Origin of the sequence: Oceanivirga miroungae, assembly GCF_902505095.1 — a bacterium.
In the GTDB taxonomy this organism is placed as follows: domain Bacteria; phylum Fusobacteriota; class Fusobacteriia; order Fusobacteriales; family Leptotrichiaceae; genus Oceanivirga; species Oceanivirga miroungae.
The window spans coordinates 520,955-546,018 of sequence record NZ_CABWIB010000001.1 but is presented as its reverse complement, the minus strand read 5'-3'; the positions used below and the strand labels follow the sequence as shown (position 1 = coordinate 546,018).

Genomic DNA, 25,064 nt, shown 5'->3' with positions numbered 1-25,064 from the left:
CTTTACTTTTTCTTACTAAGTCTTTCTTTTTTTGTTAATTTTTCATATTGATTACATAAAAATTCAAAACATGAATCTTCATTACCAAATTCATAAGCCTTAGAGTACGCTTCCCATACAGCCTTATCATTTTCATAATGAGCCTTTCTTAAATCTTCTGGCATAAATGAAGTATCATATAGATCTGCATAAGTTGAATTAGCATACTTATCTCTTACTTCTAAAATCTTTTGAGCTGTTTGTTCTATTTTTTCTTTTTGACTTTCACTGCATTTAGGAAATGGAAAATTATTATACACCACTGTTGCAGAATATCTATATCTTGTTTCTAATTTCCCGCCTATTTTATCAAGCCATATCATGTGAGCATTAGATGTTAAAACACCAAAGTGATATAGACTAGCGTTTGACAATAATAACACTGAATTTAGTGCTATTGTGTCTGAAGTTATAAAGCCTATTGGAACATATTTTCTTCTTTCACTACTAACTCTTGGTATTATTAAAGCTGTTTTAGGATTTCTTGTATCTCTAAATCTATATGGTATATCTGCTAATTTAGAAGTAGATTTTGTGCTACTATTCGATCTAAATTCTCTTACTTTTTTAATTCTATCAGAAATAATAGGCATATTTCTTATTTCACCTGGATTATATTCTTCTATCCATATAACAAATCTTTCTTTCTTATTTATGAATTCATTGCTACCTGTTAATTTTTTTATATACTTTAAACTCTGAGGTTCTTTTTTTTCTAGTTCTTTTAATTCTTCTAATTCAAGTTTTAATTGATTATCATCTATAGGGACATTTCCATCTGTCATTTCTAACTCATTTTGAATATGAGATGTTCTTCTTTTTAAGAATATATTTTCACCACTATATAGATATGCATTTATATTATTTACCAATTTATATTCTAATTCTTTATAGTAAAGCCTTTTTTTCTCATTACTCTTTTTAGAAAGTCCAACTATTACACAATAAACATGAGCTTTATCATTAGCTTCACTTTCCCAGTTGAAACTTTGATATGCAAAATTAATGTTTATATCTTTTTTTAAAATTTCCTCCCACATAATTGAAGTTTGCTCACCTTGACATATTGAATTTGTTGAAACAAAAGCTATTTTAATATCTTTATTTTTTTCAAATATTTTTATAGATTTATGATACCAACAAGAAACATAATCAAGCATATTATACCCTTTTATGTCTCCTAAAATTAATTCCATATCCTTTTTTTGTTCTCTATTTTGAAACTTTTTACCTACAAAAGGCGGATTCCCCATAATATAGTTTAAATCTTCTGCTTTTATTATATCTTCCCAATTAATTCTTAAGGAATTAGCTTCTACAATATTAGTAAATGATTTTAACGGTAAGAAATCATTATCTCTATTTACTATACTCATAGTTTCCATAAACATTTGTGCTTCTGCTATCCATAAGGCTGTTTTAGCTACAACTACTGCAAAGTCATTTATTTCTATTCCATAAAATTGTTTTAATGACACTTTTATAATATCATCTTGAGTTTCACCTATACTTATTTGCCCTTGGTTGTTTAACTCTCTTATTAGCCTATTTTCTAATCTTCTTAGAGATAAATATGTCTCCGTTAAAAAATTACCCGAACCACATGCTGGATCTAAAAATGTTAGATTAGCTATTTTATCTTGAAATTCTAAAAGTCTTTTTTTTCTAGTTGTTAATAACTTAATATTGTTTATTTCACTGAATTCTTTTTCTAAATTTTCTAAAAATAGTGGGTTTATTAGCTTATGTATATTTTCTATAGAAGTATAGTGCATTCCACCAAATCTTCTAGTTTCTGGATTTAATGTTGATTCAAATACACCACCAAATATGGTAGGACTAATATCAGACCAATCAAATCCTATACTTGCTTTATCTAATATTATTTCAATTATTTCTTTTGTAATTCTAGGTATTACTACCTTATCATCAGCAAAAAGTCCTCCATTTATATATGGAAAATCTAATAATTCTTTATCTAGATATGGATCTCTTTCTTCTGGTTTTTGATTTAGTATTTTGAATAGTTCAATTAATGAATTTCTAAATGTATTTACATTATCTCTATATTTATTTAAATAATCATAAAACATATCTCTTTTACCTAAAATCCCACTGTCTTCTGCATATAGTAAAAAAACAAGTCTTACACACAAGATATTTAAATTATTTAGTGTTTCTGGACTATTTTTATCATTATATTGCTTTAAAAGTTCATCATATATCTTACCTACTAGTTCTCCTGCTTTTAATGAAACTTCTTTTTCTTTTTGAATATTTTTATGTTTTTCATCTACTAAAAATAGGAGTCTATGGTATTCTTTATCTAAATTTTTTAGAAGTATAATTTGTGGGTCAGAGTGTGGGTGTTCCATATCATGAATATGAAATTCTTTAAAATTCGATACAATTATATATTTTGGCTTTTCTGATCTAGGTAATTCATCAGAGTATCTTTTGGCTTGTTCATATGGTGTCATATACTCACCATCTGATTGTTTTTCTTTTTTTGTTAAATCTTTATCTATACTTTTTTGCTCTATTATTACATTAGTACTAGGTATGCTAGCATCAATAAAACTCTTATTTTTTAATTGTACTGACTTTTCAAAAAATATGTAATTAGTAGCATTTTCAATACCATAAACATTTTGTAATAAGTCTATCCAAAACTTACTAGTCTCTCCCTTTTCATACCCTCTATCTTTCCAACGTTCACTAAACCAGTTAGCCATTTTTTTATAGTTTATCATTATACTCCCCTTTATTTCACAAGTCATCAGTTTCTAAAAATATCTATGCTCCATAATTTTTTGAACTTTTAATGAATAATAGTTATTTTATTAGCTGACATATATACTTCATCTTCCTTTATTTTAGATTTTAATATTTTTTTTATTAGTTTTGTAATACTTCCAGCTCCTATTGAAAATACATTTTTATTTTCTTCTATCATATCTATAGAATCTTTTTTACAAAAACCTATATTTTCTACATATAATTCTGACATATGTACAAGCTCAGTTTTTCTACTTTTTATAATTTTTTATCTTATTTGACCTTGAATGACACAAATAATTTTATAACTCCAGAAAAGTTTTATTCAACAAAAACTCCTTTACTCCAATATATAAAATTCCATTATCATCATATCTTGGAATAATGCTGTTTTTCACAATCACAATTTTCTTAAATGAATCATCTATTTTACGAAGTGAGGCTGTTTCTTGTTCTTTTTTCTCTTCACTATCAATATTTAAAGCTGATTGAATGTAATATCTTTGATGTCCTTTATTTATGACAAAATCCACTTCTAACTGAATCTTTTTTCTGATTCCATCTTTTTTATAGTCATATTCAACTAAACCGACATCAATGTTATAACCTCTACTAAGCAGTTCATTATAAATAATATTTTCCATAATATGAGTTTGTTCTACTTGTCTAAAATTAAGTCTTGCATTTCTAAGTCCAATATCTGCAAAATAGTATTTCAGTGGTGTTGAAAAGTACCTAGAGCCCTTAACATCATATCTATTAGCACTATATAATATATACGCTTCTTCAAAAAAACTAAGGTATCTTGAAATGGTATTTGAAGATATTTTTGTTTGTATTTCCGATAAAAATCGTCTCGAAAGTTTTGTAGGATTTGTAAGTGAACCAATAGCAGACGATATAAAATCTAGTAATATCTCAAGAACTTCTTTATCATTTTGTATGTTATTTCTTTCAATAATATCTTTTATATAAGTTTCTTTAAATAAATCTTTTAAATATCTACTTTTTTCTTCATCACTTTCTAGTCTATATATATATGGCATTCCCCCATATAAAGTATAATGTTCAAAAGCCAAATCCTTATTTTCAAACAAATCACATACTTCTGAAAACGATAGTGGATCTATATGAATTTCATCTCCACGATCCCTAAATTGAGTAAGCACATCAAAGGAGAGCATTTTAGAATTGCTCCCTGTAACATAAATATCTAAATTTTCCTTTTTCATAAGTCCTAGCAAAACATCAACAAATGTTACATTTTTTTCTTTACTTTCACTGTATGGATTTCTAACAGTCTCAGATAGTTGAATTTCGTCTATAAAAATATAATATTTCAAATTATTTTCTTTGCATTTCTCTTTTATATACTCATTTAATCTAAATGGATTTCTATAATCAAGATTATCAATCTCATCTAGTGCAATAGATATAATTTGTTGTTCATTTATTCCAGTTGACATTAAATAATCCTTATATAATTTGAACAACAGATATGATTTACCGCACCTTCTTATCCCTGTAATAATCTTTATTCTTCCATTTTCTTTTTTACTTATTATTTTATTCAAGTAATAATCTCTTTTAATTATCATATTTCACCCAACCCATAAAATTTAAGTGGATTTCCACCTTTTTATTTCAAGTTTATTTTAGCATATAGAAATATTCTTTTCAAGATTATCGTTAAATTTAAGTGGAATTCCACCTTTTTATTTCAAGTTATTCGCAAAAATAGAGTGATTTCTCACTCCATCTTGTGCCTATCTATTCATACTTATTTTCAAATTCAACTAATATATCTAATAGCTCTTTTGGTAAATAGCTTAGTGCTTTTTCTCTAATATCTTCTGGAACCTTATAATAAGCTTCAGAAATACTACCAGTAATTGCAGCTATAGTATCTGAATCTCCACCAACTGAAATTGCATTTCTTATTGCATCTTCAAAACTATTTGACTCAAAGAATGCCTCTAGGGCTACTGGTACTGTATTTTTGGTAGATAAATCAAATAAGTATGTAGGTCTTATTTCATCTAATGTAAAGTTTAGTTCATAATAATTTTTTTCTACATATTCTTTAATCTCTTTAATTTTTTTACCTGTTCTAGCCAAATAAATTACTTCTGCTACACAAGTAGCACCTTTTATTGCTTCTATATGATTATGAGTGATTTCTGTAACTATTTTAGTTAATTTCTTTACTTCTTCTAGATTTTTAGCTGCATAAGCTACAGAACTAACTCTCATAGAACCACCATTTGCAAAACTATTATACGGTTTAGGATCTGAAGAAAATACCCAGTTATAGAAACTAAAACCATAACCCAGATTATTATATTTTCTTGCTAGTGTTTGAATACTGTTTATAGTATTTTTTTCTAAATCACTAAAATCAGTCTTACTAATATTAAAAGCATTTGCTATTGCTATGGTTAAAAGGCTATCATCTGTAAATTTATTTTGTTCTGTAAATAACAAAAATTCTTTACTTTTATTATTTTTAAATTCAAAACGAGATCCTACTATATCTCCAATTACTGCTCCTACCATTTACTCCTGCTCATAAAAATCTAAAATATCTGCTATTTTTTTCTCTATTCTATCTTTAAACTCATTAACATACATTATTGGATCTTTTGGCATTACAATTCTTTTTATCTCATCTTTTTTTATTAATTTTGTAATACTTCCAGCTCCTATTGAAAATACATTCTTATTTTCCTCTATCATATCTATATTATATATAGACTGCGACTCTTTTTTACAAAAACCTATATTTTCTCCATAAGATTTTTTTTGCTTATACATGTAATAAGGTATATATCCATTTTTATCTGCATATTCATAAATTTTTTCATATACTTTTTTAAAATCTATTTTTTCACTATCTAATTCATACTTATTTTTAGTTAAATAACTTGCTTTTTTTAAGGCTAAATTATGTATTGTAATATTTTTAGCGTCATATTCACTCATTTTTTCTATTGTATTTAGTATATCCTCTGTTGTTTCTAGTGGAAGTCCTAGGATATAGTCCATATTGATTATAAAGTTTAAGTCCTTTGCCATTTTATATACTTCATTTAACTTTTCTATTGAATGGTATCTATTTACTCTTTTTAATGTTGATTCTTTAAAACTTTGTGGATTTATACTTATCCTATCAACAAAAAAACTTTTTAAAAGTTTTAGTTTTTCATAGTCAATAGTATCTATTCTACCAGCTTCAAAAGTATATTCTTTTAAATATTCTAAATTAAAATTACTAGAAACATTTGATAATAGTTCTTCTAATTCATCATATGATAAAAAACTTGGAGTTCCTCCTCCTATATATATACTATTTATTTTAACATCTAATTTTTTTAATAAATCCCCCATTAGCTTTATTTCTTCATTTAATGTTTTTATGTATAAGTCATATATTTTTTCATACTTTCCTTTTTTTAAATAGGCTGGAAAAGAACAATAAGTACATTTAGTGGGACAAAAAGCTATTCCTATGTATAAAGCTACTGTATCTTTATCTATATATTCTATTTGATTTTTCACTATATCTATTAATAGCTTTATTTTATTATCATTTAATAAATATACTTTTTTTAAAATTTCTTCTATATTAGTATAACTTTTCCCTTCAGCTAAAAATTTATGAACTAATTTTGTTGGCCTCATACCAACTAAAGCTCCCCAGTCATTTTTTATACCGTATAAATTTAGTAAGCCACCTTTAGTCATTGCTTGAATTTGTTTTTCTCTATCAAATAATATTTCATTTTTAAATGTATATTTTTTATTATCGTTTTCAAACTCTATTAAAATATTTTCATCATCACTTTTATTTGTTATTTTAACTATGTCGTTTATATTTTCAAAAAAGGTATATACAATTTCTTTAAACTTATTTTCATCAATTTCACTTATTATTTTCATATTTCTCCTATAGTATTATTAAAATTACTAAACCTAATATTATTCTGTAGTAAGCAAATAGTTTAAAGTCATGCCCTTTTATATATTTCATAAAAAATTTAATAAATATATATGCAAATATATATGAAAATACAAAGCCTAAAAGTATATACATATATTCACTTAAACTAAGAATAGGTAATTTTAATATCTTAAGTCCACTAGCACCAAGCATAGTAGGTATTGCTAAGAAAAATGAAAACTCAATAGCAAGTATCTTATCTAAACCTAGTATCATAGCTCCTATTATTGTAGCAGCTGATCTTGAAGTTCCAGGTATTAAAGCCAATGTTTGAAATGCTCCTATAAAAAATGCTACTTTATACGTAATATTTTTAAATTCTAATATACTTTTATTAAATTTAATTTTTTCTATGTATAGTAAAATTATACCATAAATTATTAAAAAACTACTTACTACATATATATTAAATAAATAGTGATCAATTATATCATCGAATAATAAGCCTAAAATAGCAGCAGGTATAACTGCTACTAATATTTTTAATATGTCTTCTTTTTTTAAACTAAAAATTTTATCCTTAAAATAGACTAAAACTGCTAAAATTGCTCCTAATTGAATTATTACTGAAAAAGCATGAGTAAACTGTGTATTTTTTGATAAAGATACAAAGTGATCAAGTATTATTAGATGCCCTGTACTACTAATAGGTATAAATTCTGTTAAGCCTTCTATAAAGCTAAATAATATTATTTTAAAAAACATCTTCCCTCCTACTTAATAAGCGCTATACTAACCCCTGCATATACTATACAAAGTATCCCTAATACTAAATATATTAATTCTTTTTTAGTTTTTTTCTCTTTTAAAATTAAAATTGACAATATAGCTGATACAACTATATTAAATTGTACCATTGCAATAGTAATCCCTAAACCGAAATTTTCTATTGATAAAAGCATAGAAAAATTAGCTAAAAACCAAATAAATCCTGTAATAGTTGCCATTATTGCCTTTTTATTTACAAGGCTTTTTATATTTTCTTTATTAATGTATAAAGCCCCTAAACTCATTCCTATTGTTTGAGGAAAGAATAATGAATATGAAGATAATGAAAATATCTTATTTGTACTCATAAAAACTATAAAGGCAATTGATGAAATTACTGCATCTATATATAGGGTTTTATCCATACTCTTACTTTCAATATTATTTTCCTTTTTAGACACAAAAATTATACCAATTACTAAAATTATCATGTATACAAATAAAAAAGCAATGTTTTTTAAACCTACTATTTCACTAAATATTGTTAATGATAATATACTGGCAAATAAAAGTTGTAATCCATTTGTAAGAGGTACAGCGACACTAGCTCCAACTTTTGAAAAAACTTTTAATTGGTAATAAAATCCTATAACCCACATAAATCCACAAAATATTCCCACAGCACTTGATAACAATGTCATTTAATTAAAAAAAACAGATGAAGCTACTAATGCTCCAATGGCCGTACTTAAAATTGCTCTTTTATCTTCTAATTTTATTAATCCTATTATTATAAATAAACTACCTAAGCATATTGCTGGCATAAAAAGTAATATATAATTCATTATTTCTCCTCGTAATATCTATTTGCTAATTTTATTAATTCTTTTGTGTATTCATGTTTTGGATTATTAAAAATCTCACTACAAGTTCCTTTTTCAATAATTTCTCCATTATACATGACATAAATTCTATCAACAAAATTTCTCATCAAATTTATTTCGTGTGTTATAAATAAAATTGATCTTTTTTCTTTTTGGTGTATATCTTTTAATAAATTTATAACATCTTGTTTTGAATTGGTATCTAGTGCTGTTGTTATCTCATCAGCTATAAATAAGCCAGGATCTGATATTAAACTAGCTGCTATTGCTATTCTTTGATTTTCACCACCACTTGCTTCAAAACTGTATTTATTTAAATATTTTTTTGTATCATCTAATCCTACTCTTTTAAATAAGAAGTCTATTTTTTCAAAAAAACCTTCCTTTGTCTTGTATTTAGATACATATAAATGTTTTAATTGGGTTTTAATTTTTATAGTTGGATTTAATAAGGTAAAAGCATTTTGAAATACTACTCCAATTTCTTTTACTCTTTCAAATTTTTCTACCTTTATATCTGATCTTGTAGGTAAAATCCCTAGTATATATTTTACTGTTAATGTTTTACCACTTCCACTCTCACCTAAAATACCAACTATTTCATTTTCATTTACTTCTAAATCTATATTTTTTAGTAGTAATTCATCATCAATACTAAGATTTAAATTTTTTATCTCTATTTCTTTTTGCATTTTAATTTCCTTTTAAGTATTTATTTTTACATTTCATTTTACCATATTTTCAAAATTTTATAAAACAAAAAAATAGCATCTTATTACCTTACTTTTGAATATTTATATATTAAAATATCAAAAACATTGACAAAAACGTCAAAAAAATATATATAATTAGTTCAAATAATTTGAACTAATAAGAAGGCGATAAAAATGGTTATAATGAATATAAAATTAGATAATATCTACTCATTCAAAAATTTTGAATTAAATTTTTCGTATCCTAAAAAAATTGTTAATTCTACAATTGAGTATGAATATTTAAGTGATAAACCTAATTTTAGATATAAAAGAGTTAATATTTTAATTGGAACAAATGCAACAGGTAAAACAACATTTGGAAAAGCAATAATTAATATATTTAATTTCATTAACAAAAGAGATCTTCTTTTTTTAGATAAATTTCATAGTAATAAAAATAATCCACTTAAATTTAGCATAGAGTTTGTTAATGCTACAGACTTAGATTATTTATATAAATTAGAAGGTGAATATATGGGTGACGAAAAAGTTTTTATAAATATTTTCAAATCAAAAATAAATAAGACTGATACTTATGAAAAGTGTCGCATTAAATACAAAAAAATATCTAATGATACACTAACGTACACTGAAAATCTAAAAAAAATAAAGATAGATGGCTGGTTTTTCACATTTTCTGAAGATGACTTTTTAAATAATATTGACATAAAAATGTTTAATAATATTCTTAAAACTTTAGATAATAACATTGAAAAAGTTTATGCATTAAATCAAATTGATAAGGCATATGCAATAAAATTTAGTGATAGACAAGTAATTGTTCAAAATGGAAAAGTAGTAGACAATTCTACACTATCTAGTGGAACAAAAAGTGGTATAAATATATCTGCACTAATATCTATGATATATAAAGATTATACCGGATTATATTACTGTGATGAAAAATTTTCTTATATTAACTCTGAAATAGAAATATCAGTACTTGCACTAATGATTCAACTATTGAAGAAAAATACTCAACTTTTTTTTACAACCCACAATCTAGATATACTGGATATGAACCTTCCAGTACATACATTTAACTTCTTTAAAAAAGAAAAAATAATTACTGTTATACACCCAGAAAACTTTATAAAGAAAAACAATGTTTCTTTAAAAAATGCGGTATTAAATGATGTTTTCGATTTTTCGCCTAATTTAAACCTTATTGATGAGTTGGAGGAAGAATTAAAAAATGAAAAACAATAAGTATTATTATCTAGTTGAAGGAGAAACCGAATAAAAATTAATAAAAGCAATATATAGTATCAGGAAAAATAAAGATACATAATGTTATAAATAAGGTGATTAGTAATTCAATTTTAATAAGAATTCTAAAAGATACTATAGTCATTACAGAAACTCTTGAAAAAAATATAAATAAATTAAAGAAAAACAAAAATATTAGTGATATTTATTTTATAAAACAAATTGAAAATTTAGAAGACGAGTTAATCTACTGCACAAATATTAAGCAAATAAAAGAGCTATTAAATTCAAAATCAAATAGTAATTTTAAAAAAGATTTTATAAATTGTAGTAATATCTTAGAAAAACTAGAATCTAAAAAGTTTTCAATTAATAAATTGTGGATAAGAGAAGAAAATATATTTAATTCAAGTAGCAAAATTAAGATTAAATAAAAACTAGCGATACGCTAGTTTTATTTTGATTTCATCTTATTATTTCTTACTTCTTTAATATTTGATAACTTTCTTACATTATATACTATAAAAATTATAACTAGACCAGGAAAAATTGTAAACCATGGTGAACTTATAAAATAGGATTGAGAAGCATTTAACATATTACCAAGTGTCGGTGTGCTAGGATCTAATCCTATACCTAGAAAGCCTAGACCAGCTTCAGTTAGTATTCCTTTTGAAAAATTTATTCCAAAGTTAACAAAAATATACTTTCTTATATTTCTATAAATATGCTTAGTTATTATTCTGTAATTACTAACCCCATACGTCTTATTTGCTGTTATATATTCCTTGCTTTTTTCTTTTATTACAAGCCCTCTTGTGTACATTATAATAAGAGGTAAATACATTATTATTAAAGCTAATACTAACGATAAAAATGCTTTTCTTACTATTACAACTACTGCTACTGCTATTAGTATTCCTGGAATTGATAAAATCATTTCTATAAATTGTGATACTATATAGTCTATAAATCCTCCATAATAACCAGAGAGTAGTCCTATTATATTACCAATAATACTTGCTAATCCTATTGAAATAATTACAATAAAAATACTATTAAATGTACCCATCACAAGTCTACTGTATATATCACGTCCTAAATCATCAGTTCCTAAAAAATTATTAAAACTTGGTGCTTTTAAAATATTATCACTTAATTTATATGGATTTTTTAGAAAATATATAATTAATAGTAAAAATATTATATACATCATATACTTTAGTTTTTTCTTACTCATGTTTATCAACTCTAATTCTCTTATCTAAAATACCATATAAATAATCTATTAAAATATTTATAACAATAACACATAATGAAGTATATACAATAAGCCCTTGCAATAATCTAATATCCCTATTTGAAATTGAACTCAGTAATAATCTACCAATTCCTGGTATTGCAAATATTTTTTCTACAATAACTACTCCTGTAATTAAATCAATTAATATTATACCAAATAAAGGTATTGTTGTTATAATTGCATTTTTTAGAGTATATAGATTTAAATATCTTATTGATATACCGTTAGAGTATAGAAATTTTACATAATCTTGTCTTTCTTCGTTATATAAGTTTTCTTTTAAATTTATTGTCATTATTCCTATATACGGAATTGATATTATTACACAAGGTAAAACAATAGATGATACTGTTCCATTATATCCTATATAAAATAGTTTTAGTATTATTGAAAATACAAATATAAATATTACCCCTAACCAAAATGTAGGAATAGATATGCTAATACCTAAAATTATTTCATATATTTTTTTTAATGTCTTACTTTTTATTTTATTTAAGTAAAACGAAAAAACAACAGATGTAAAAAAAATTATTAAAAGTGAAATAATCGTAATTAATATAGTAACTGGTAATGTTTCAGCTATTAATTCTTTAACTGGTAAATTGTATCTATAAGATATTCCAAAATCTCCTTTAATTAAAGAATATAGCCAATCAATATATCTTACAAATATATTTTTATCAAGTCCAAAACTTTGTCTAAACCTTTCTAACTCCTCTATATTTGCATCTATTCCTAATATCATTAAAGCAGGATCGCCTGGTATTAATGATATTAGAAAAAATGTTACCGTAGAAATTATATAAGTACTAAGTATTCCTTTTAATAATTTTTTTATATAATACATTATTTATTCTCCAAATTTTAAAGTACTGTAATTTACATATGGAATTGTATATTCACTAAATCCTTGTATATTTTTATCCATAACTGTTGTTAGAGCTGGGTCCATTATAAAACCAGCTGCAAAATTATCTATAAGTACATCATATGCTTTTTCATATAAATTATCTCTTTTTTCTGTATCAACTGTATAACTTGCCTTTTCTATAATTTCATCGTATTCTTTATTACTAAAATTTAAAAAGTTCTTTGCATATGTACTTACAAATCTTTTATATGTATCTTCTTTATCAAGCTTACCTGATAATCCAATTATTGTTAAATCATAGTCTCTATCTTTATAAACTTCTTTTAACCATGTCGCAAACTCTTGAGGTATTATATTTACCTTAGCACCATAGTTTTCTAATTCTTCTTTTATAACCTGAGCTGATATTATATATATCTTGTAATTACTTGGTATTTTTAAATTAAATTCCTTACCTTCAAGTGCATTTTTCTCAATATTTATTTTTTTAGTCTTAAGTTCTGTTGCGTAATTCGCAGTTGCTTTTGATATTATATCTTTATTGTCTAATGCGCTTACAAGTTTTGCTCTTAAATCTTTATCAAATCTTTTATTATTTATTCCCATAATAAATAACATATTTTCAGGGTGTGTTACTATTTTCTTATCTTTTAAATCTTCTACTCTTTTTGTTGATACTTCAAATAAGAAATTATACTTTCCACTTAAAAGATTTAAAATACTTGTATCTTCATCAGTTAATATATCCATATTTATAGTTTTAATATTGGCTTTTTTACCATAATATTTATCATTTCTAGTAAATACTAACTTATTTTCTCTTAAGTATTCTGAAATATAGTATGGACCTGTTCCATTAGCAGTTTTTTCTATATTATCGTAAGTTTTTTCATCTACTATTGGTTTTATTAAAGAGTAAATAAATGAAGCATCTATTTTATTTAACTTAATAACAAGCTTACCGTCTTTTTCAGATATATCATCTATATTAGAAAATGATTTTTCTATTCCTAATTCTTTAATTTTATTTAATGAGAATATTACATCACTTAATTTTAATTTATCACCATTATGAAAATATACATCGTCTCTTATTTCAAATGTATATGTTTTCATATCATCTGATATTTTCATATCTTTTGCTATTGCTAATTTTAATTTACCTTTAACATCAGGCATAAGTAATCCTTCATATACATTATACATGATTTGTTTTGTACCTGTTGCATGCATTTTATATGGACTCATAGAATCTATATCTGATTTAATTGCTGTTGTTATAGCTTGATTATCTGTTTTTGAACCACAAGCTAATAGGCTTAAAAATAGAAATAATGTTGATATAAGTTTTTTCATTTCTCCCCCTTATATTATTTCATTTAATACAGATAGAGCTTTATTATAGTCTGGTTCATTTGATACATTTTCAACAATTTCCTTGTATACAAGTTTCCCACTTTTATCTATTATAAACACTGTTCTAGCTAACAATCTTATTTGATCTAATAAAACTCCATAATCTCTTGCGAAAACTTCGTCTCTGTGAGCTGATGTAACTATTGCATTATCTATACCATTAGCGCCACAATATCTATGAAGTGCAAATGGTAAATCATTTGAAACTAATATTAGTTTTGCCTTATTTGAAAATTTTGATATTTCATTATTAAATTTAGTTGCCTGTATAGCACAAACTCCTGTATCTATAGATGGAAATGTACTAACTATAACTGGTATACCTTTATAGTCACTTAATTTAACTTCATTTAGATTTTGATCTAATACAGTAAAATCTGGTGCAATATCTCCTACGTTTAATGTTTTTCCTAATAAATTAATTTCATGACCTTTCATAATAACTTTTTTCATATTTCCTCTTTTCATATTCTACTATTTAATTTTTTATTTACTTCTTTATAATTTTTAAAATATTTATCTATTTCATTATAGAAATTCTTGCTGTGATTTGGGTGTTTTAGATGTGCTACCTCATGGACAACTACTGAATCAATTTCTTCTATACTTTTTTTCATAAGGTCTATATTTAACCTTATTTCTCTTTTTTGAGGGATACATAAACCCCATTTTGATTTAATATTAGATATTTTTAAGTTAATATCTTTTTTTTCTGACATTAATTCTAAATAATAATCTAACCTTTTTACAAAAAGCTTTCTAGCTTTTGGGTAGTATAAATCAGTATATATTATTTTTTTTATACTTTCTTTATCAATTATTTTATTAGTTATTACTATATCATCATCATTAAATTCAATGTTTTTTTCACCAATTTTTAATACTAATCTATACTTACCTCCATAAAAAAATATATATGAATCATTCTCGTAAGTATCTAAATTTTTATTTATATCCTTATAATCACTAAACCTTTTAATATTTTTATCTATCCAAGCTTTTTTAGATATAATAAACTTTTCTATTTGGTAGTCATCTAGATTAAGTGGTGCTGATATATATACATTTAGGTTAGAATCTATTCTTAAATTGATATTCTTTATTTTTTTTCTAACAACTGTATAACCTAATATTAAAGATTTATTCTCCATTATTTATTTCTCTTTCCAATGCCTCTATCAACTCTTTATTCCCATTAAAATAACTTGAAATTAGTAAACTATAATATCTAAAATTATATTCTTTTAATCTTCTTAAAATATTTATAGCATTTTTTAAATTCCTTATTTTATTTTTTTGATTTTTTTCATTTATAACAAGATCTATTTTAATTAAAGCAAAATGCCTAAAATTAATATCCATAGCTAGAGCTAAATTATTAAACTGTAAATTAAAATCATCACTTTTTAGATCATATACCCTTTTATTATTTACTATAAATTGATTTTTACAAAACCTAATATCTTCCTTTTCTAAGTACTTTTTAATAATTCTGTAAACTAATACAGATATATTTAAAAATAGTATAAATAGTACTGTATAAATAATTATTTCCATCATTTTCTCCTTGTATTTATAACTAAATTATATGTTATTTTATAAAAATTAGCAAGAAAACTAAAGATTTCTGACTACTATTTAATACTACCATACTTGTTTTATATTATAGTTGCTTATTGTGAAACTTATGTAAAACACTTTAATTAAAGGAGCAATCTTAAAAATCTAGAGAGATCTGAATTAGAAACAATTGTTTCCACAAAATTAAAAATAAAAGCCTTAGGTGACTAACTAACCCCTTAGGCTTTTATTAATAATATCTTATTCAATTTCATTTATAGTATTAGAAATCTTAAGCGTATCATCTGATTCTTTAAAGATTTTTAATATATCATTTTTCATTATAATTTTAGAAATTAATCTTAGTAATTTTAAGTGCTTTTCAACATCTTCTCTATTAGAAATTATTAGAAAAATATATTTTGCACTATCTTTTCCTGACCAAAGCATTTCATTTTTTAATCTAATGTAAAATATGACACTAGAACCTATTATATTTGTCTTTATATGTGGCATAGCACATTTACTACCTAAATATGTTTCTGTATCTTTCTCTTTTTCAATAAATTCTTCTATTACTTTTTCTTCATCTTCAATAATATTTAGTTCTTTTGCTTTTTTTGCTACCAATTTAAAAATATCGATTTTGTCCTTTACATCTAAATCCAGTACTATCGTATCCACATCCGAGACTTTATTCATCTTCTCACCTTTCTTGACTAATGCTTACTATGTATTTCTTTATATTTTCTAACTTGAGTATTTAGTTTATCACTTAATTTATCAATAGCTGTATATAGATCCTTATTTTCATCTTCTGCTCTTAAAGTTTTACCAGCTAGATATGCAGTAGCTGTAACTTTTTGTACATCTTTATCTACTTCAATTACCACATCAACCTCACTGATTTCTTCTTCATACTTTTCTATCTTAGATATTTTTTCGTTAATATATGATTTAATTGCTTCTGTCAAATCAATATGCTTACCACTAATAATAATTTTCATAAATACCCCTCCTATATTTCATGCAAACTAGCATTTTTTAATATATATTTTCTTTTTGCAATATTTGCTAGTTCTATACTATGTGTTACAATTATTATCGCTTTATTCTCTTCTTTATTAATTTTTAAAAAAAGATCATTTATTATTTTGCTGTTTTCCTCATCTAAATTCCCTGTTGGTTCATCTGCTAAAATAACTTTAGGATCATTTATCATTGCTCTAGCTATTGCTACTCTTTGTTTTTGACCTCCACTTAATTCGTTTGGATAAAAATTTTTTCTATCTTCTAATCCAACTAATTCTAGTAATTTTTCTGCTTTTTTAAATACTTCTTTTTTATTTTTATCTATTCTTAATAAAGGCAATGCTACATTTTCAATAGCTGTAAATTCAGGTAACAAATGATGGAATTGAAATACAAATCCTATACTTTCTATTTTGTTTCCTTCTAACATTATTTTACCTTGAAAATTAGTATCAAGCAAGCCTAATATATTAAGTAGAGTTGTTTTCCCACTTCCTGATTTTCCTTGAATACTAATCAAATCTCCTTTATTTACTACTAAATTTATATTATCTAAAACTTTTATATCCTCTATCTTGGTTTTAAAATGCTTACTAACATTTTCTAATTTTAATACTTCCATATGAACCCCTATAAATTAAATCTTATTGCCTGAGCTGTATCAAGTTTAGCTGCTTTTATAGCAGGCATTATAGAAGCTACAAAAATTATTACTAATGATACTACATATATTATTATTATTTCATGTATATTTATCTCTATTGGTAAACCTTTAATATAGTAAGTTGACTCTAAAATATTTTTTGCAATAATTCTTAGTAAAGCTATTACAATAGGACTTAAAATTATTGAAACAATTATTCCTAAAATTCCTACTACTAGGCCTTCAAATACAAATATTTTTAGTATGCTCTTTTTTGTATAACCAAAAGCTTTTAATATACCTATATCATTTGTTTTCTCCCTTACAGAGATATTTAGTATTATCGCTACAACAAAGCTTGCTATTAGCACTAAAAAGCTAAGTATTACTATTAGTATAAATTTTTCTAATTTAATAGCTTGTAGTAAATTAGCATTTTCTTCAGCCCAAGTATATGAATAAGTATTTTCGTATTTATTAAATATATCCATTTTTAATTCATTTAATACTTTTACATCAGATGGATTTTTAACGCTAATATCTAATGAGCTTACCGTATTTCCTTCTTCATTTAATATCATACCAACTTTTAACGGTATTATAACTAAATTACTATCATATGGTAAAAATCCTGTTTTAAATGTAGCACCTAGTTTTAATCTTATTTCTTTACCCTTAATATCTAAAACACTAATCTTATCTCCAATATTAGCTCCTATTGAACTTCTTAGCTTTTCACCCATTATTATATAGTTTTTACTATTATCTAATTTACCTTCTACAATCTCAAGTTTTTTATTTTCTAAATTTGTAGCCTTTATTATTGGAATAATGTCAATCCCATTGTATTTAATAAAGCCTTTAATATCAATTGTAGCTTTTTTATCAATTATAATATCTGAATCTAAATCATTTAGTAATTTTTCATAATCACCCTCATTTTGTTTAAAAAACTTAACTGTTAAGTGTGGATTTAAAGATAAAATTGAGTTTAGTGTGTTTTTAGTAAGTCCATCTGATACAGCTAATGATGTTATAAATATTATAAGGGCTAAACTAATTGCAATTACTGATATTATAGTTTGAAATCTTCTTTTTACTAAATGTCTTATTGCTATAAATATTTCAATCATTATTCTATACCAACATTAACTTTAGATATTTTGGAAATTTGTTTTATAAATTCAATATTATTTTTAATATTTAATCTTAAAACATATTCTTTTTTGTTATCTACAACTATTTTTAGTGCTTCTTCTAATTTAGAACTTGCAACACTTGAATAAGCTAAATTTATACTAGTTATCTTGTCTAGTTCTATAACTTGCTTTTTTATAATAAGCTTATTTTCATCTATTATCATCGTATATGAAAAAAGATAATATATAGAATAAACTACATAAACAGATAAAAATACTAGTAAAAATATAACTAAAAAATTTATTTTTTTCATATTTAATACACTTAAAATAATAGCTGCTGATATTACAGCTAAAAATATTAAAGATTTTATTAAATAATATGTTGATACTCTATACACTTTTTTTTTACTTATTTCTTTTATCTCAAATTGATTAACTTTTTCTAAGATTTCTTTAAGTTTTAAATTATTTATTCTCTTTTTCATCATCATCCTCATCATTTAAAAATATATATACTTTTTCGCCTTTTTTACCCATATTAAGATTTTCCCTTGATATTTTTTCTATATTATTTTTTTCATTTATAGATAATATTTCATTTTTAAGTTTATCATTTTTTTCCTTTTCTTCTTTTATTCTCATTTGATAAACTTTAGTTTTTATTGATTCTCTTTGTATTTTTTGTCTTTTAGTTTTTATTGGGTAAATTATTGCAATGATTAATATAAAGCCTAAAGCAATTAATAGAAAAAAAATTGATTTTTTCATTATTTATTCACCTTATCTGATTTTAGATCATTAATAGTTTCTATAAAACTACTAATATCTAAAAATTTATTATACACTGATGCAAATCTAATATATGAAACTTCATTTATATTTTTTAGTTTTTCTAATACTATTTTCCCTATATCACTACTTTTCACTGTAGTACCATAATTATCTCTTATTTCATTTTCTATATCATCAACTAACTCATCAATTTGCTCATCAGTATATTCTATTTTATTAAAAGCTCTTGAAATCCCTTTTTTTAATTTTTCTCTATCAAAAATTCTTTTTGACTCGTCACTTTTAATAACAGTAATACTAGGTAATATTGCAATTTCAATCGTAGTAAATCTTTTACCACAGTTTTTACACTCTCTTCTTCTTTTTACTTGATTTCCTATAACTCTTGAATCTATTACACCAGTATCTTCACTTTTACATACAATACATCTCATTTTAATTTTCCTTTGAGTTTATAACCTCTAATACATCTTCATTTGTTTCACACTTAAGTAGTGCTTCTCTAAATTTCTCTTCTCTTACATATCTTGATATTTTAGCTAATAAAATCAAATATTCTTGTGACATATTTACTGGAGTTAAGAACATAAATAATATTTTTACATTTTCTTCATCAGCTGATTTATATTCTATTTCTTGTTTTGCTATACCTATTGTCATTATTATCTTATTTACTGCTTCTGTTTTAGCATGAGGAATTGCAACACCTTTTCCTATACCAGTACTTCCCATTTTTTCTCTTTCTAGTATATCTTCAAAACATTTTTTTTCATCTAATACTGCCTCATTTTTAGAAAGTCCACTAAATAGTTCTTTTAAAACCTTATTTTTCTCCTTAGATTTTATATCTAAATTAATTGCATTTACATCTAAACAATCCATTATTTTCATTTAATTTCCCCCTATTGCTATTTTCTTATAATCAATATCTAAATTTAAATAGTTATTTAAATAGTTTTCAAGTTTTTTTAAGCTAGAATAACTATCTAAATCAGATAATAATAATTTTTCATCATATATTCCTAAATCATTTATGATTTTTCTTAAGTATGAGATAATAATTTTATATCTAATTTTATTATCCTTTATTTTTTGACTTTCTATATTATCAATAAATGTTAGTGCATCTATTGTTCTTTTATATACTTTCTCTTCTTTTTGCATATATATAAGTACCTTATTTAATACATAAACTATATACATTGCTATTTCTAATTTATCTATATTCTCATATATATTTTTATAATACTTCAGTAAATCATAAGATCTTATTACATAATTGTCGTTTGTTTTACTTATTTCTACATTGATATAGTTAATTGGATTTAAACTGATTTTTTCCATTTTATTATTAGCTCTAACTCCATAAACTATACAAGATATTTTACCATGATTTTTAGTATATAAAACAACACTAACATTAGAATCATTAACATTTTTTCTTTTTAAAACAAGTGCAGTATCTTTTAGTATTTCCATTCATACTCTCTTAATTCATTATAGTTATCGAATAATATTTTTTCTATTCTATCTTCTTTATCGTAAGAAAAGATTATTACATAGTTTTTAGCTACAATTTTTTTTATTTTGTCATTTTCAACTATATATTTTTTTTCATCTTTTTCTGTAGTTTTTTCTATATCTTTTAAAGTTGCTAGAGCTAATATTATATCATTATCCTCATTTGCATATTCTTGCTCTACAACTTCATCTATAATTGGATAATATATACTTTTTTTATTATTTTTGTATGTATATATTTCACCTTTATTCACACCAGAACTAATAATTTCTACTATTATCTTATTTGGCGTATAGTCTATGGTATATTCTTTTATACCTTTTATATTTGTTTCTTTTATAGTTGCCTTAAAATCATTATTAAAAAAACTAAGTGAAAAAGCATTTAAACTAACTAAAAATATTAAATATTTTAATTTATTCACCTTTTTTCTCCTTTAATATTAGTACATAATCCATATCTAGATAATTATAATTTGGATAAAATCTTAGTTCTTTTGTTTCTAGAAAGCTTTCTTTATTTTTCAAACTGAATGTTCCTATTTTTACACCCTTAGGTATTTTATTACTAATACCAGAACTTTCTATCACGTAGGTTTTATCTATCTTATTTTTATCTATGTTATAGTTATTTATTGAAAAAGAATTTCCATTACCTCTTAAAATACCTAATTCCTTTTTATTTACTATAACACTTAATTTTGATGTTTTATTAACCAACAACTTAACTTTTGAATATGTGTCATACACCTTATATATTCTACCTATCATATTTGCATCATATATCACCACTAAATCTTCTTCTATACCTTCATTTTTACCTTTTGATATATAAATATATTCATCATCATGTTCCGATTTTAAAATAACCTTGGCTGCGACCGCATCATATGATAGTTCCTCTTTTAAATTTAGTAAATCTTTTAGCTTTTTATTTTCTTTTTTTAATTTTTCTAAATCAACTAAGTCTAATTCTAATTTTTGATATTTTCCTTCTTTTTTTTCTATTTTTTCTAAATACTTATCAAAATTAGAAAGCATTTCTTCTTTTTTAATAAACTTTTCTATATCAGTATATATTTTTGATTTAAAATTTATCATTAAATCATTTAGCTTTATAGTCTTTTGAGTTATATAGCTATAAATAGAACTTGCCGGTCTTTTTAGCAATACAACTAGCATTAAAATAACTATTATACTTATTAAATACTTTATTAGTTTATTATCTTTTCTACTTCTCATAAACACCTCAAATAATTATAGCATATAAGCTAGTAAATATGTAGCTAAAATTGCTTTTTATATCCGTAATTTTTACCCTCATTAAAAGAGTCCATATATTTTTCTTTATCAGCTGCAAATATGCAACCACAGTAGCATTGTCTATAAACATCAAATACTTCACATAATTCAATAGATCTTTTGTACCCATTATTCTTTTTAAAGTCTGATGGTAGGTATTTTGTTGCATATATACTTTGTATGTGAAACCCTATTTTATTTATTAGCTGGCTATTTTTCATAGGACTTAATGTTAAAGCTGATCCAAAGTAATCATAATTTAGTTCTTTTGCTTTTTTTGCAACAATATCTAGTCTATATGCAAAACAAGCTTCACATCTAAGGCCACCTTCTTTTTCTTTTTCTAGTCCTTTAACTAGTTTAAAAAATTCCATTGGTTGATACTCTTCTTCTATATATAGAACATTATTTCCAGTTTCTTTGTTAAATTTTTCAATAAAAACTCTTTGTTCATTTGCTCTTTTTCTATACTCATATTCAGGATGTATATTATTATTAGCAAATAAAATTGTAATATCAGCATATTGACACATAAATTCTAGTGTATATGTGCTACATGGTGCACAACAGCTATGAAGTATTACTTTAGGTTTTTCATCATGTGACTTCCAAATCTTTATCATATCTTCTAACATTTTATGGTAATTTATTTTCTCATTTGGTCTCATTTTTTTCATAAGATCATTTGCATCAAACATTATTTATTCTCCATATTTTTAACATTTAGTTTATGAATTACGAACTTATTGAATTTAGCTACCATTTCATCCCTATTATTTATTATGTAATTTATAAATTTTTCATGTTTTTCTTGACTATCTACATATTCACGTAAACTATATTGAAGTAAAACTATTTCACCATTATTATCTTTTAAATAATGATATATATCATACTCATATGTACCACTTTCAATTAAAAACTCATCTAATAAAATATTTTTTTCAAAAGTATGTGTAGTATTTACAAACTTTAATATCCCAAGTGAGTCAACAAAGTCTATTTGAGTTTGAACTAATTCATTTAATTTTATATTTTCCCCATCCTTAATATATGAAACTGATATTAGTTCTTTATAATTAGGAAAGCTATCGTCTTTTTTTAAGTATTCTTGTATATACGTGTTATCAATTGCATTAGAATCTGCTAAATAATATGTATTATCATCATATTTTAGTTCTTTAATATTATAATAATCTGTTATTGAAAATGTTAATGTTGACATTAAAATTATTAAACTTAATAGTATTTTTTTCATAATTACTCCTTAATACCGTATATTTTACTAAACTTATCTTTTAAATAGTTTATATAATAATCTGGGTTAAAGTCTTCACCAGATACTGATTTAATTAAAAAACTAGGCCCTTTAGATGCTCCATATTTATGAATTTTTTCTTTTAAAAACTTATTTATTTCTGTAAAGTCTTCATTTTCTAACGCTTTATTAACATCCACTACTTTAGTTAAGGCTTCATACATTTGACTAGCATATGCACTTCCTATTGCATAAGATGGGAAATATCCAAATAATCCTGCTGACCAATGTGAATCTTGTAATATTCCTTCACTATCATTTCTAGGTCTTATTCCTAAATATTTTTCATACATATCATTCCATAAGTTTTTAATATATTCTACATCTACAACACTTTCTAAATCAGAAAAAATTTCTTTTTCTATTTCATATCTGATTAGTACATGAATAGGATAAGTAAGTTCATCTGCCTCTGTTCTTATATACTGTTTTTTTACTTCGTTAACTAATAAATATGCTTCATTTTCAGTTAATTTTAAATCAAAATATTTTTCTAATAATCTTACTACAGTTTTCATAAATGCTTTATGTTTTGTTATTACATTTTCTGTAAATCTTGATTGAGCTTCATGTATTCCCATAGTAGATCCACCTGCTAATACTTTTGTATTATCTACTTCATCTGATATTTGAGCTTCATATATAGCGTGCCCTACTTCATGAGTTATTGAATAAAATGAAGAAAATACATCATTTTCATAATAGTGTGTAGTAAATCTAACATCCTTATTATTCATATTTGTTGTAAATGGGTGTTCACTTTCTTTTAGTACTCCCATATTAAAATCAAATCCCATTATACGAGATAATTCATAAGCTAGCTCCTTTTGTTTTTGTATATCAAATTTCATATTTAATTTTTCTTTTGCTTTTAATATTTCTTTATTTTCTATATCTAAAACCTTTTTCGCAAATGGAACTAAGTCTTTTTTTACTTTTTCAAAAAACTCATCTGCTTTTTTAACTGTTAATTCATCTTCAAAATCATCTAATAAGACATTGTATGGATTTTTGTTATATCCTCTATATTTAATAAACTCTTTTGTTGTCATTATTATTTCTTTTAAATATGGCTTAAATATCTCATAGTTATTTGTATTTTTAGCCTCTTCCCATACAGCCTGAGATTCTGATAATAGCGAGTTATACTTAGAATATTTTTTTTCAGGTATTTTACTTAATTTTTCAAATACTGATTTTTTAAGTTCACTTACTACTTTTTTATCTAGTTCACTTAAACTATTTTCATCAATCGAGTATAAAAGATTTTTAAATTCGTCATTTACTAAGTTTTTATACTGAAGTGATGATAAAACTTCAATAGTTTCACTAATACCTGAAACTGAATTTTTAGCTGCCTCTGTTTCTAAATCCCATGATAGTAGTGCTAATGCATGATTATATGCTGCATCTACTTTTATATACTCTTTTAACTTTTCCATTTTATCCATTAATTTTTACTCCATTTTTCTAATAATTGTTTAGCTTTTTTTGCCATTTTAAATTTATCACAAAATTCCTTTAACGCCTTTATATCTTTATCTCTTATAACAAAAGAAAATTCTGTTAAACTTTTTGCATTATCATTTTCATCAATTATTTCTAATTCCATTGAATTAGTATTTAATAATTCTCCATTTTCATCATACAGTACGATTTCTGGATCATACACTTCTAAGGCTTCTTCTAATGTAGAATAATATCTATCATTTGTATATACTGCTCCTACTAAACCATCTTCATCTTCTAATACAACATCAACATCTGTTATTAAGTATCTATCCATAA

The 25,064-nt window shown here is 24.0% G+C and carries 32 protein-coding genes; 2 read left to right on the top strand and 30 right to left on the bottom strand.

Features of this window, described 5'->3' with window-relative positions; all coding sequences use genetic code 11:
* Positions 1-2: 2 nt before the first annotated feature.
* The 9 genes from OMES3154_RS02790 to OMES3154_RS02750 form a co-directional block, all read right to left on the bottom strand.
* On the bottom strand, positions 3-2,792 hold the full coding sequence (locus OMES3154_RS02790) for a DNA methyltransferase (protein ID WP_197271475.1): 2,790 nt from the start codon (positions 2,790-2,792) through the stop codon (positions 3-5).
* Positions 2,793-2,860: 68 nt separating this feature from the next.
* A complete protein-coding gene (locus OMES3154_RS02785) occupies positions 2,861-3,049 on the bottom strand; it encodes a hypothetical protein (RefSeq protein ID WP_156683283.1) in 189 nt (62 codons plus the stop codon).
* Between the two features lie 70 nt (positions 3,050-3,119).
* Positions 3,120-4,415: an ATP-binding protein gene (locus OMES3154_RS02780; RefSeq protein WP_156683282.1), complete on the bottom strand. Its 1,296-nt coding sequence runs from the start codon at positions 4,413-4,415 to the stop codon at positions 3,120-3,122.
* Positions 4,416-4,587: 172 nt separating this feature from the next.
* Positions 4,588-5,373: an ADP-ribosylglycohydrolase family protein gene (locus tag OMES3154_RS02775; RefSeq protein ID WP_156683281.1), complete on the bottom strand. Its 786-nt coding sequence runs from the start codon at positions 5,371-5,373 to the stop codon at positions 4,588-4,590.
* Positions 5,374-6,756, bottom strand: coding sequence for a coproporphyrinogen III oxidase (locus OMES3154_RS02770; protein WP_156683280.1), 1,383 nt, complete (start codon positions 6,754-6,756; stop codon positions 5,374-5,376).
* A gap of 7 nt (positions 6,757-6,763) precedes the next feature.
* Complete coding sequence (locus OMES3154_RS02765; RefSeq protein WP_156683279.1) at positions 6,764-7,522, bottom strand: undecaprenyl-diphosphate phosphatase; 759 nt, start codon at positions 7,520-7,522, stop codon at positions 6,764-6,766.
* 8 nt (positions 7,523-7,530) lie between these two features.
* Positions 7,531-8,226, bottom strand: coding sequence for a GRP family sugar transporter (locus OMES3154_RS02760; RefSeq protein WP_156683278.1), 696 nt, complete (start codon positions 8,224-8,226; stop codon positions 7,531-7,533).
* Complete coding sequence (locus tag OMES3154_RS02755) at positions 8,227-8,370, bottom strand: hypothetical protein (RefSeq protein ID WP_156683277.1); 144 nt, start codon at positions 8,368-8,370, stop codon at positions 8,227-8,229.
* The gene (locus OMES3154_RS02750) at positions 8,370-9,101 is read right to left on the bottom strand and encodes an ATP-binding cassette domain-containing protein (RefSeq protein WP_156683276.1); all 732 of its coding nucleotides are present in this window, start codon (positions 9,099-9,101) and stop codon (positions 8,370-8,372) included. The genes OMES3154_RS02755 and OMES3154_RS02750 overlap by 1 nt, the downstream gene beginning before the upstream one ends.
* Before the next feature lie 195 nt (positions 9,102-9,296).
* Between OMES3154_RS02750 and OMES3154_RS02745 the strand changes: the two genes are divergently transcribed.
* Both OMES3154_RS02745 and OMES3154_RS02740 read left to right on the top strand, forming a co-directional pair.
* The gene (locus OMES3154_RS02745) at positions 9,297-10,373 is read left to right on the top strand and encodes an AAA family ATPase (RefSeq protein WP_156683275.1); all 1,077 of its coding nucleotides are present in this window, start codon (positions 9,297-9,299) and stop codon (positions 10,371-10,373) included.
* Between the two features lie 95 nt (positions 10,374-10,468).
* Positions 10,469-10,807 carry a hypothetical protein gene (locus tag OMES3154_RS02740; protein WP_156683274.1) on the top strand — a complete coding sequence of 113 codons (339 nt, stop codon included), beginning with the start codon at positions 10,469-10,471 and terminating at the stop codon, positions 10,805-10,807.
* A 20-nt stretch (positions 10,808-10,827) separates the two neighbouring features.
* Here OMES3154_RS02740 and OMES3154_RS02735 read toward each other — a convergent pair whose 3' ends face one another.
* From OMES3154_RS02735 to OMES3154_RS02635, 21 genes are all read right to left on the bottom strand, one after another.
* Complete coding sequence (locus OMES3154_RS02735) at positions 10,828-11,613, bottom strand: ABC transporter permease (RefSeq protein WP_156683273.1); 786 nt, start codon at positions 11,611-11,613, stop codon at positions 10,828-10,830.
* The gene (locus OMES3154_RS02730) at positions 11,606-12,526 is read right to left on the bottom strand and encodes an ABC transporter permease (RefSeq protein WP_156683272.1); all 921 of its coding nucleotides are present in this window, start codon (positions 12,524-12,526) and stop codon (positions 11,606-11,608) included. The genes OMES3154_RS02735 and OMES3154_RS02730 overlap by 8 nt, the downstream gene beginning before the upstream one ends.
* Positions 12,527-12,529: 3 nt before the next feature.
* Positions 12,530-13,906 carry an ABC transporter substrate-binding protein gene (locus tag OMES3154_RS02725; RefSeq protein ID WP_156683271.1) on the bottom strand — a complete coding sequence of 459 codons (1,377 nt, stop codon included), beginning with the start codon at positions 13,904-13,906 and terminating at the stop codon, positions 12,530-12,532.
* A gap of 9 nt (positions 13,907-13,915) precedes the next feature.
* A complete protein-coding gene (tpx, locus tag OMES3154_RS02720) occupies positions 13,916-14,419 on the bottom strand; it encodes a thiol peroxidase (protein ID WP_156683270.1) in 504 nt (167 codons plus the stop codon).
* A gap of 11 nt (positions 14,420-14,430) precedes the next feature.
* Positions 14,431-15,117 carry a M48 family metallopeptidase gene (locus OMES3154_RS02715; protein WP_156683269.1) on the bottom strand — a complete coding sequence of 229 codons (687 nt, stop codon included), beginning with the start codon at positions 15,115-15,117 and terminating at the stop codon, positions 14,431-14,433.
* A complete protein-coding gene (locus tag OMES3154_RS02710; RefSeq protein WP_156683268.1) occupies positions 15,107-15,523 on the bottom strand; it encodes a hypothetical protein in 417 nt (138 codons plus the stop codon). Before OMES3154_RS02710 ends, OMES3154_RS02715 begins: the two co-directional genes overlap by 11 nt.
* A gap of 264 nt (positions 15,524-15,787) precedes the next feature.
* A complete protein-coding gene (locus tag OMES3154_RS02705) occupies positions 15,788-16,228 on the bottom strand; it encodes a PTS sugar transporter subunit IIA (RefSeq protein WP_156683267.1) in 441 nt (146 codons plus the stop codon).
* 17 nt (positions 16,229-16,245) lie between these two features.
* The gene (hpf, locus tag OMES3154_RS02700) at positions 16,246-16,533 is read right to left on the bottom strand and encodes a ribosome hibernation-promoting factor, HPF/YfiA family (protein ID WP_156683266.1); all 288 of its coding nucleotides are present in this window, start codon (positions 16,531-16,533) and stop codon (positions 16,246-16,248) included.
* An 11-nt stretch (positions 16,534-16,544) separates the two neighbouring features.
* Complete coding sequence (locus tag OMES3154_RS02695) at positions 16,545-17,180, bottom strand: ABC transporter ATP-binding protein (RefSeq protein ID WP_156683265.1); 636 nt, start codon at positions 17,178-17,180, stop codon at positions 16,545-16,547.
* 8 nt (positions 17,181-17,188) lie between these two features.
* Positions 17,189-18,334: an ABC transporter permease gene (locus OMES3154_RS02690; RefSeq protein ID WP_156683264.1), complete on the bottom strand. Its 1,146-nt coding sequence runs from the start codon at positions 18,332-18,334 to the stop codon at positions 17,189-17,191.
* Positions 18,334-18,828: a hypothetical protein gene (locus tag OMES3154_RS02685; RefSeq protein ID WP_156683263.1), complete on the bottom strand. Its 495-nt coding sequence runs from the start codon at positions 18,826-18,828 to the stop codon at positions 18,334-18,336. Before OMES3154_RS02685 ends, OMES3154_RS02690 begins: the two co-directional genes overlap by 1 nt.
* Positions 18,809-19,111 (bottom strand): septum formation initiator family protein, encoded by a 303-nt coding sequence (locus OMES3154_RS02680; RefSeq protein ID WP_156683262.1) that lies wholly within the window; start codon positions 19,109-19,111, stop codon positions 18,809-18,811. Before OMES3154_RS02680 ends, OMES3154_RS02685 begins: the two co-directional genes overlap by 20 nt.
* On the bottom strand, positions 19,111-19,569 hold the full coding sequence (gene nrdR / locus OMES3154_RS02675) for a transcriptional regulator NrdR (RefSeq protein WP_156683261.1): 459 nt from the start codon (positions 19,567-19,569) through the stop codon (positions 19,111-19,113). Before nrdR ends, OMES3154_RS02680 begins: the two co-directional genes overlap by 1 nt.
* A gap of 1 nt (position 19,570) precedes the next feature.
* Positions 19,571-20,026: a PTS sugar transporter subunit IIA gene (locus OMES3154_RS02670; protein ID WP_156683260.1), complete on the bottom strand. Its 456-nt coding sequence runs from the start codon at positions 20,024-20,026 to the stop codon at positions 19,571-19,573.
* Positions 20,027-20,614, bottom strand: a complete 588-nt coding sequence (recO, locus tag OMES3154_RS02665) for a DNA repair protein RecO (RefSeq protein ID WP_156683259.1) — start codon at positions 20,612-20,614, stop codon at positions 20,027-20,029.
* Positions 20,602-21,081, bottom strand: coding sequence for a hypothetical protein (locus OMES3154_RS02660; protein ID WP_156683258.1), 480 nt, complete (start codon positions 21,079-21,081; stop codon positions 20,602-20,604). Before OMES3154_RS02660 ends, recO begins: the two co-directional genes overlap by 13 nt.
* Positions 21,074-21,898, bottom strand: a complete 825-nt coding sequence (mreC, locus tag OMES3154_RS02655; protein WP_156683257.1) for a rod shape-determining protein MreC — start codon at positions 21,896-21,898, stop codon at positions 21,074-21,076. The genes OMES3154_RS02660 and mreC overlap by 8 nt, the downstream gene beginning before the upstream one ends.
* 44 nt (positions 21,899-21,942) lie before the next feature.
* Positions 21,943-22,656 (bottom strand): epoxyqueuosine reductase QueH, encoded by a 714-nt coding sequence (locus tag OMES3154_RS02650; protein ID WP_156683256.1) that lies wholly within the window; start codon positions 22,654-22,656, stop codon positions 21,943-21,945.
* A complete protein-coding gene (locus tag OMES3154_RS02645; RefSeq protein WP_156683255.1) occupies positions 22,656-23,216 on the bottom strand; it encodes a hypothetical protein in 561 nt (186 codons plus the stop codon). Before OMES3154_RS02645 ends, OMES3154_RS02650 begins: the two co-directional genes overlap by 1 nt.
* A gap of 2 nt (positions 23,217-23,218) precedes the next feature.
* Positions 23,219-24,727 (bottom strand): carboxypeptidase M32, encoded by a 1,509-nt coding sequence (locus OMES3154_RS02640; protein WP_156683254.1) that lies wholly within the window; start codon positions 24,725-24,727, stop codon positions 23,219-23,221.
* A complete protein-coding gene (locus tag OMES3154_RS02635; protein WP_156683253.1) occupies positions 24,727-25,062 on the bottom strand; it encodes a hypothetical protein in 336 nt (111 codons plus the stop codon). The genes OMES3154_RS02640 and OMES3154_RS02635 overlap by 1 nt, the downstream gene beginning before the upstream one ends.
* Between the last annotated feature and the right edge of the window lie 2 nt (positions 25,063-25,064).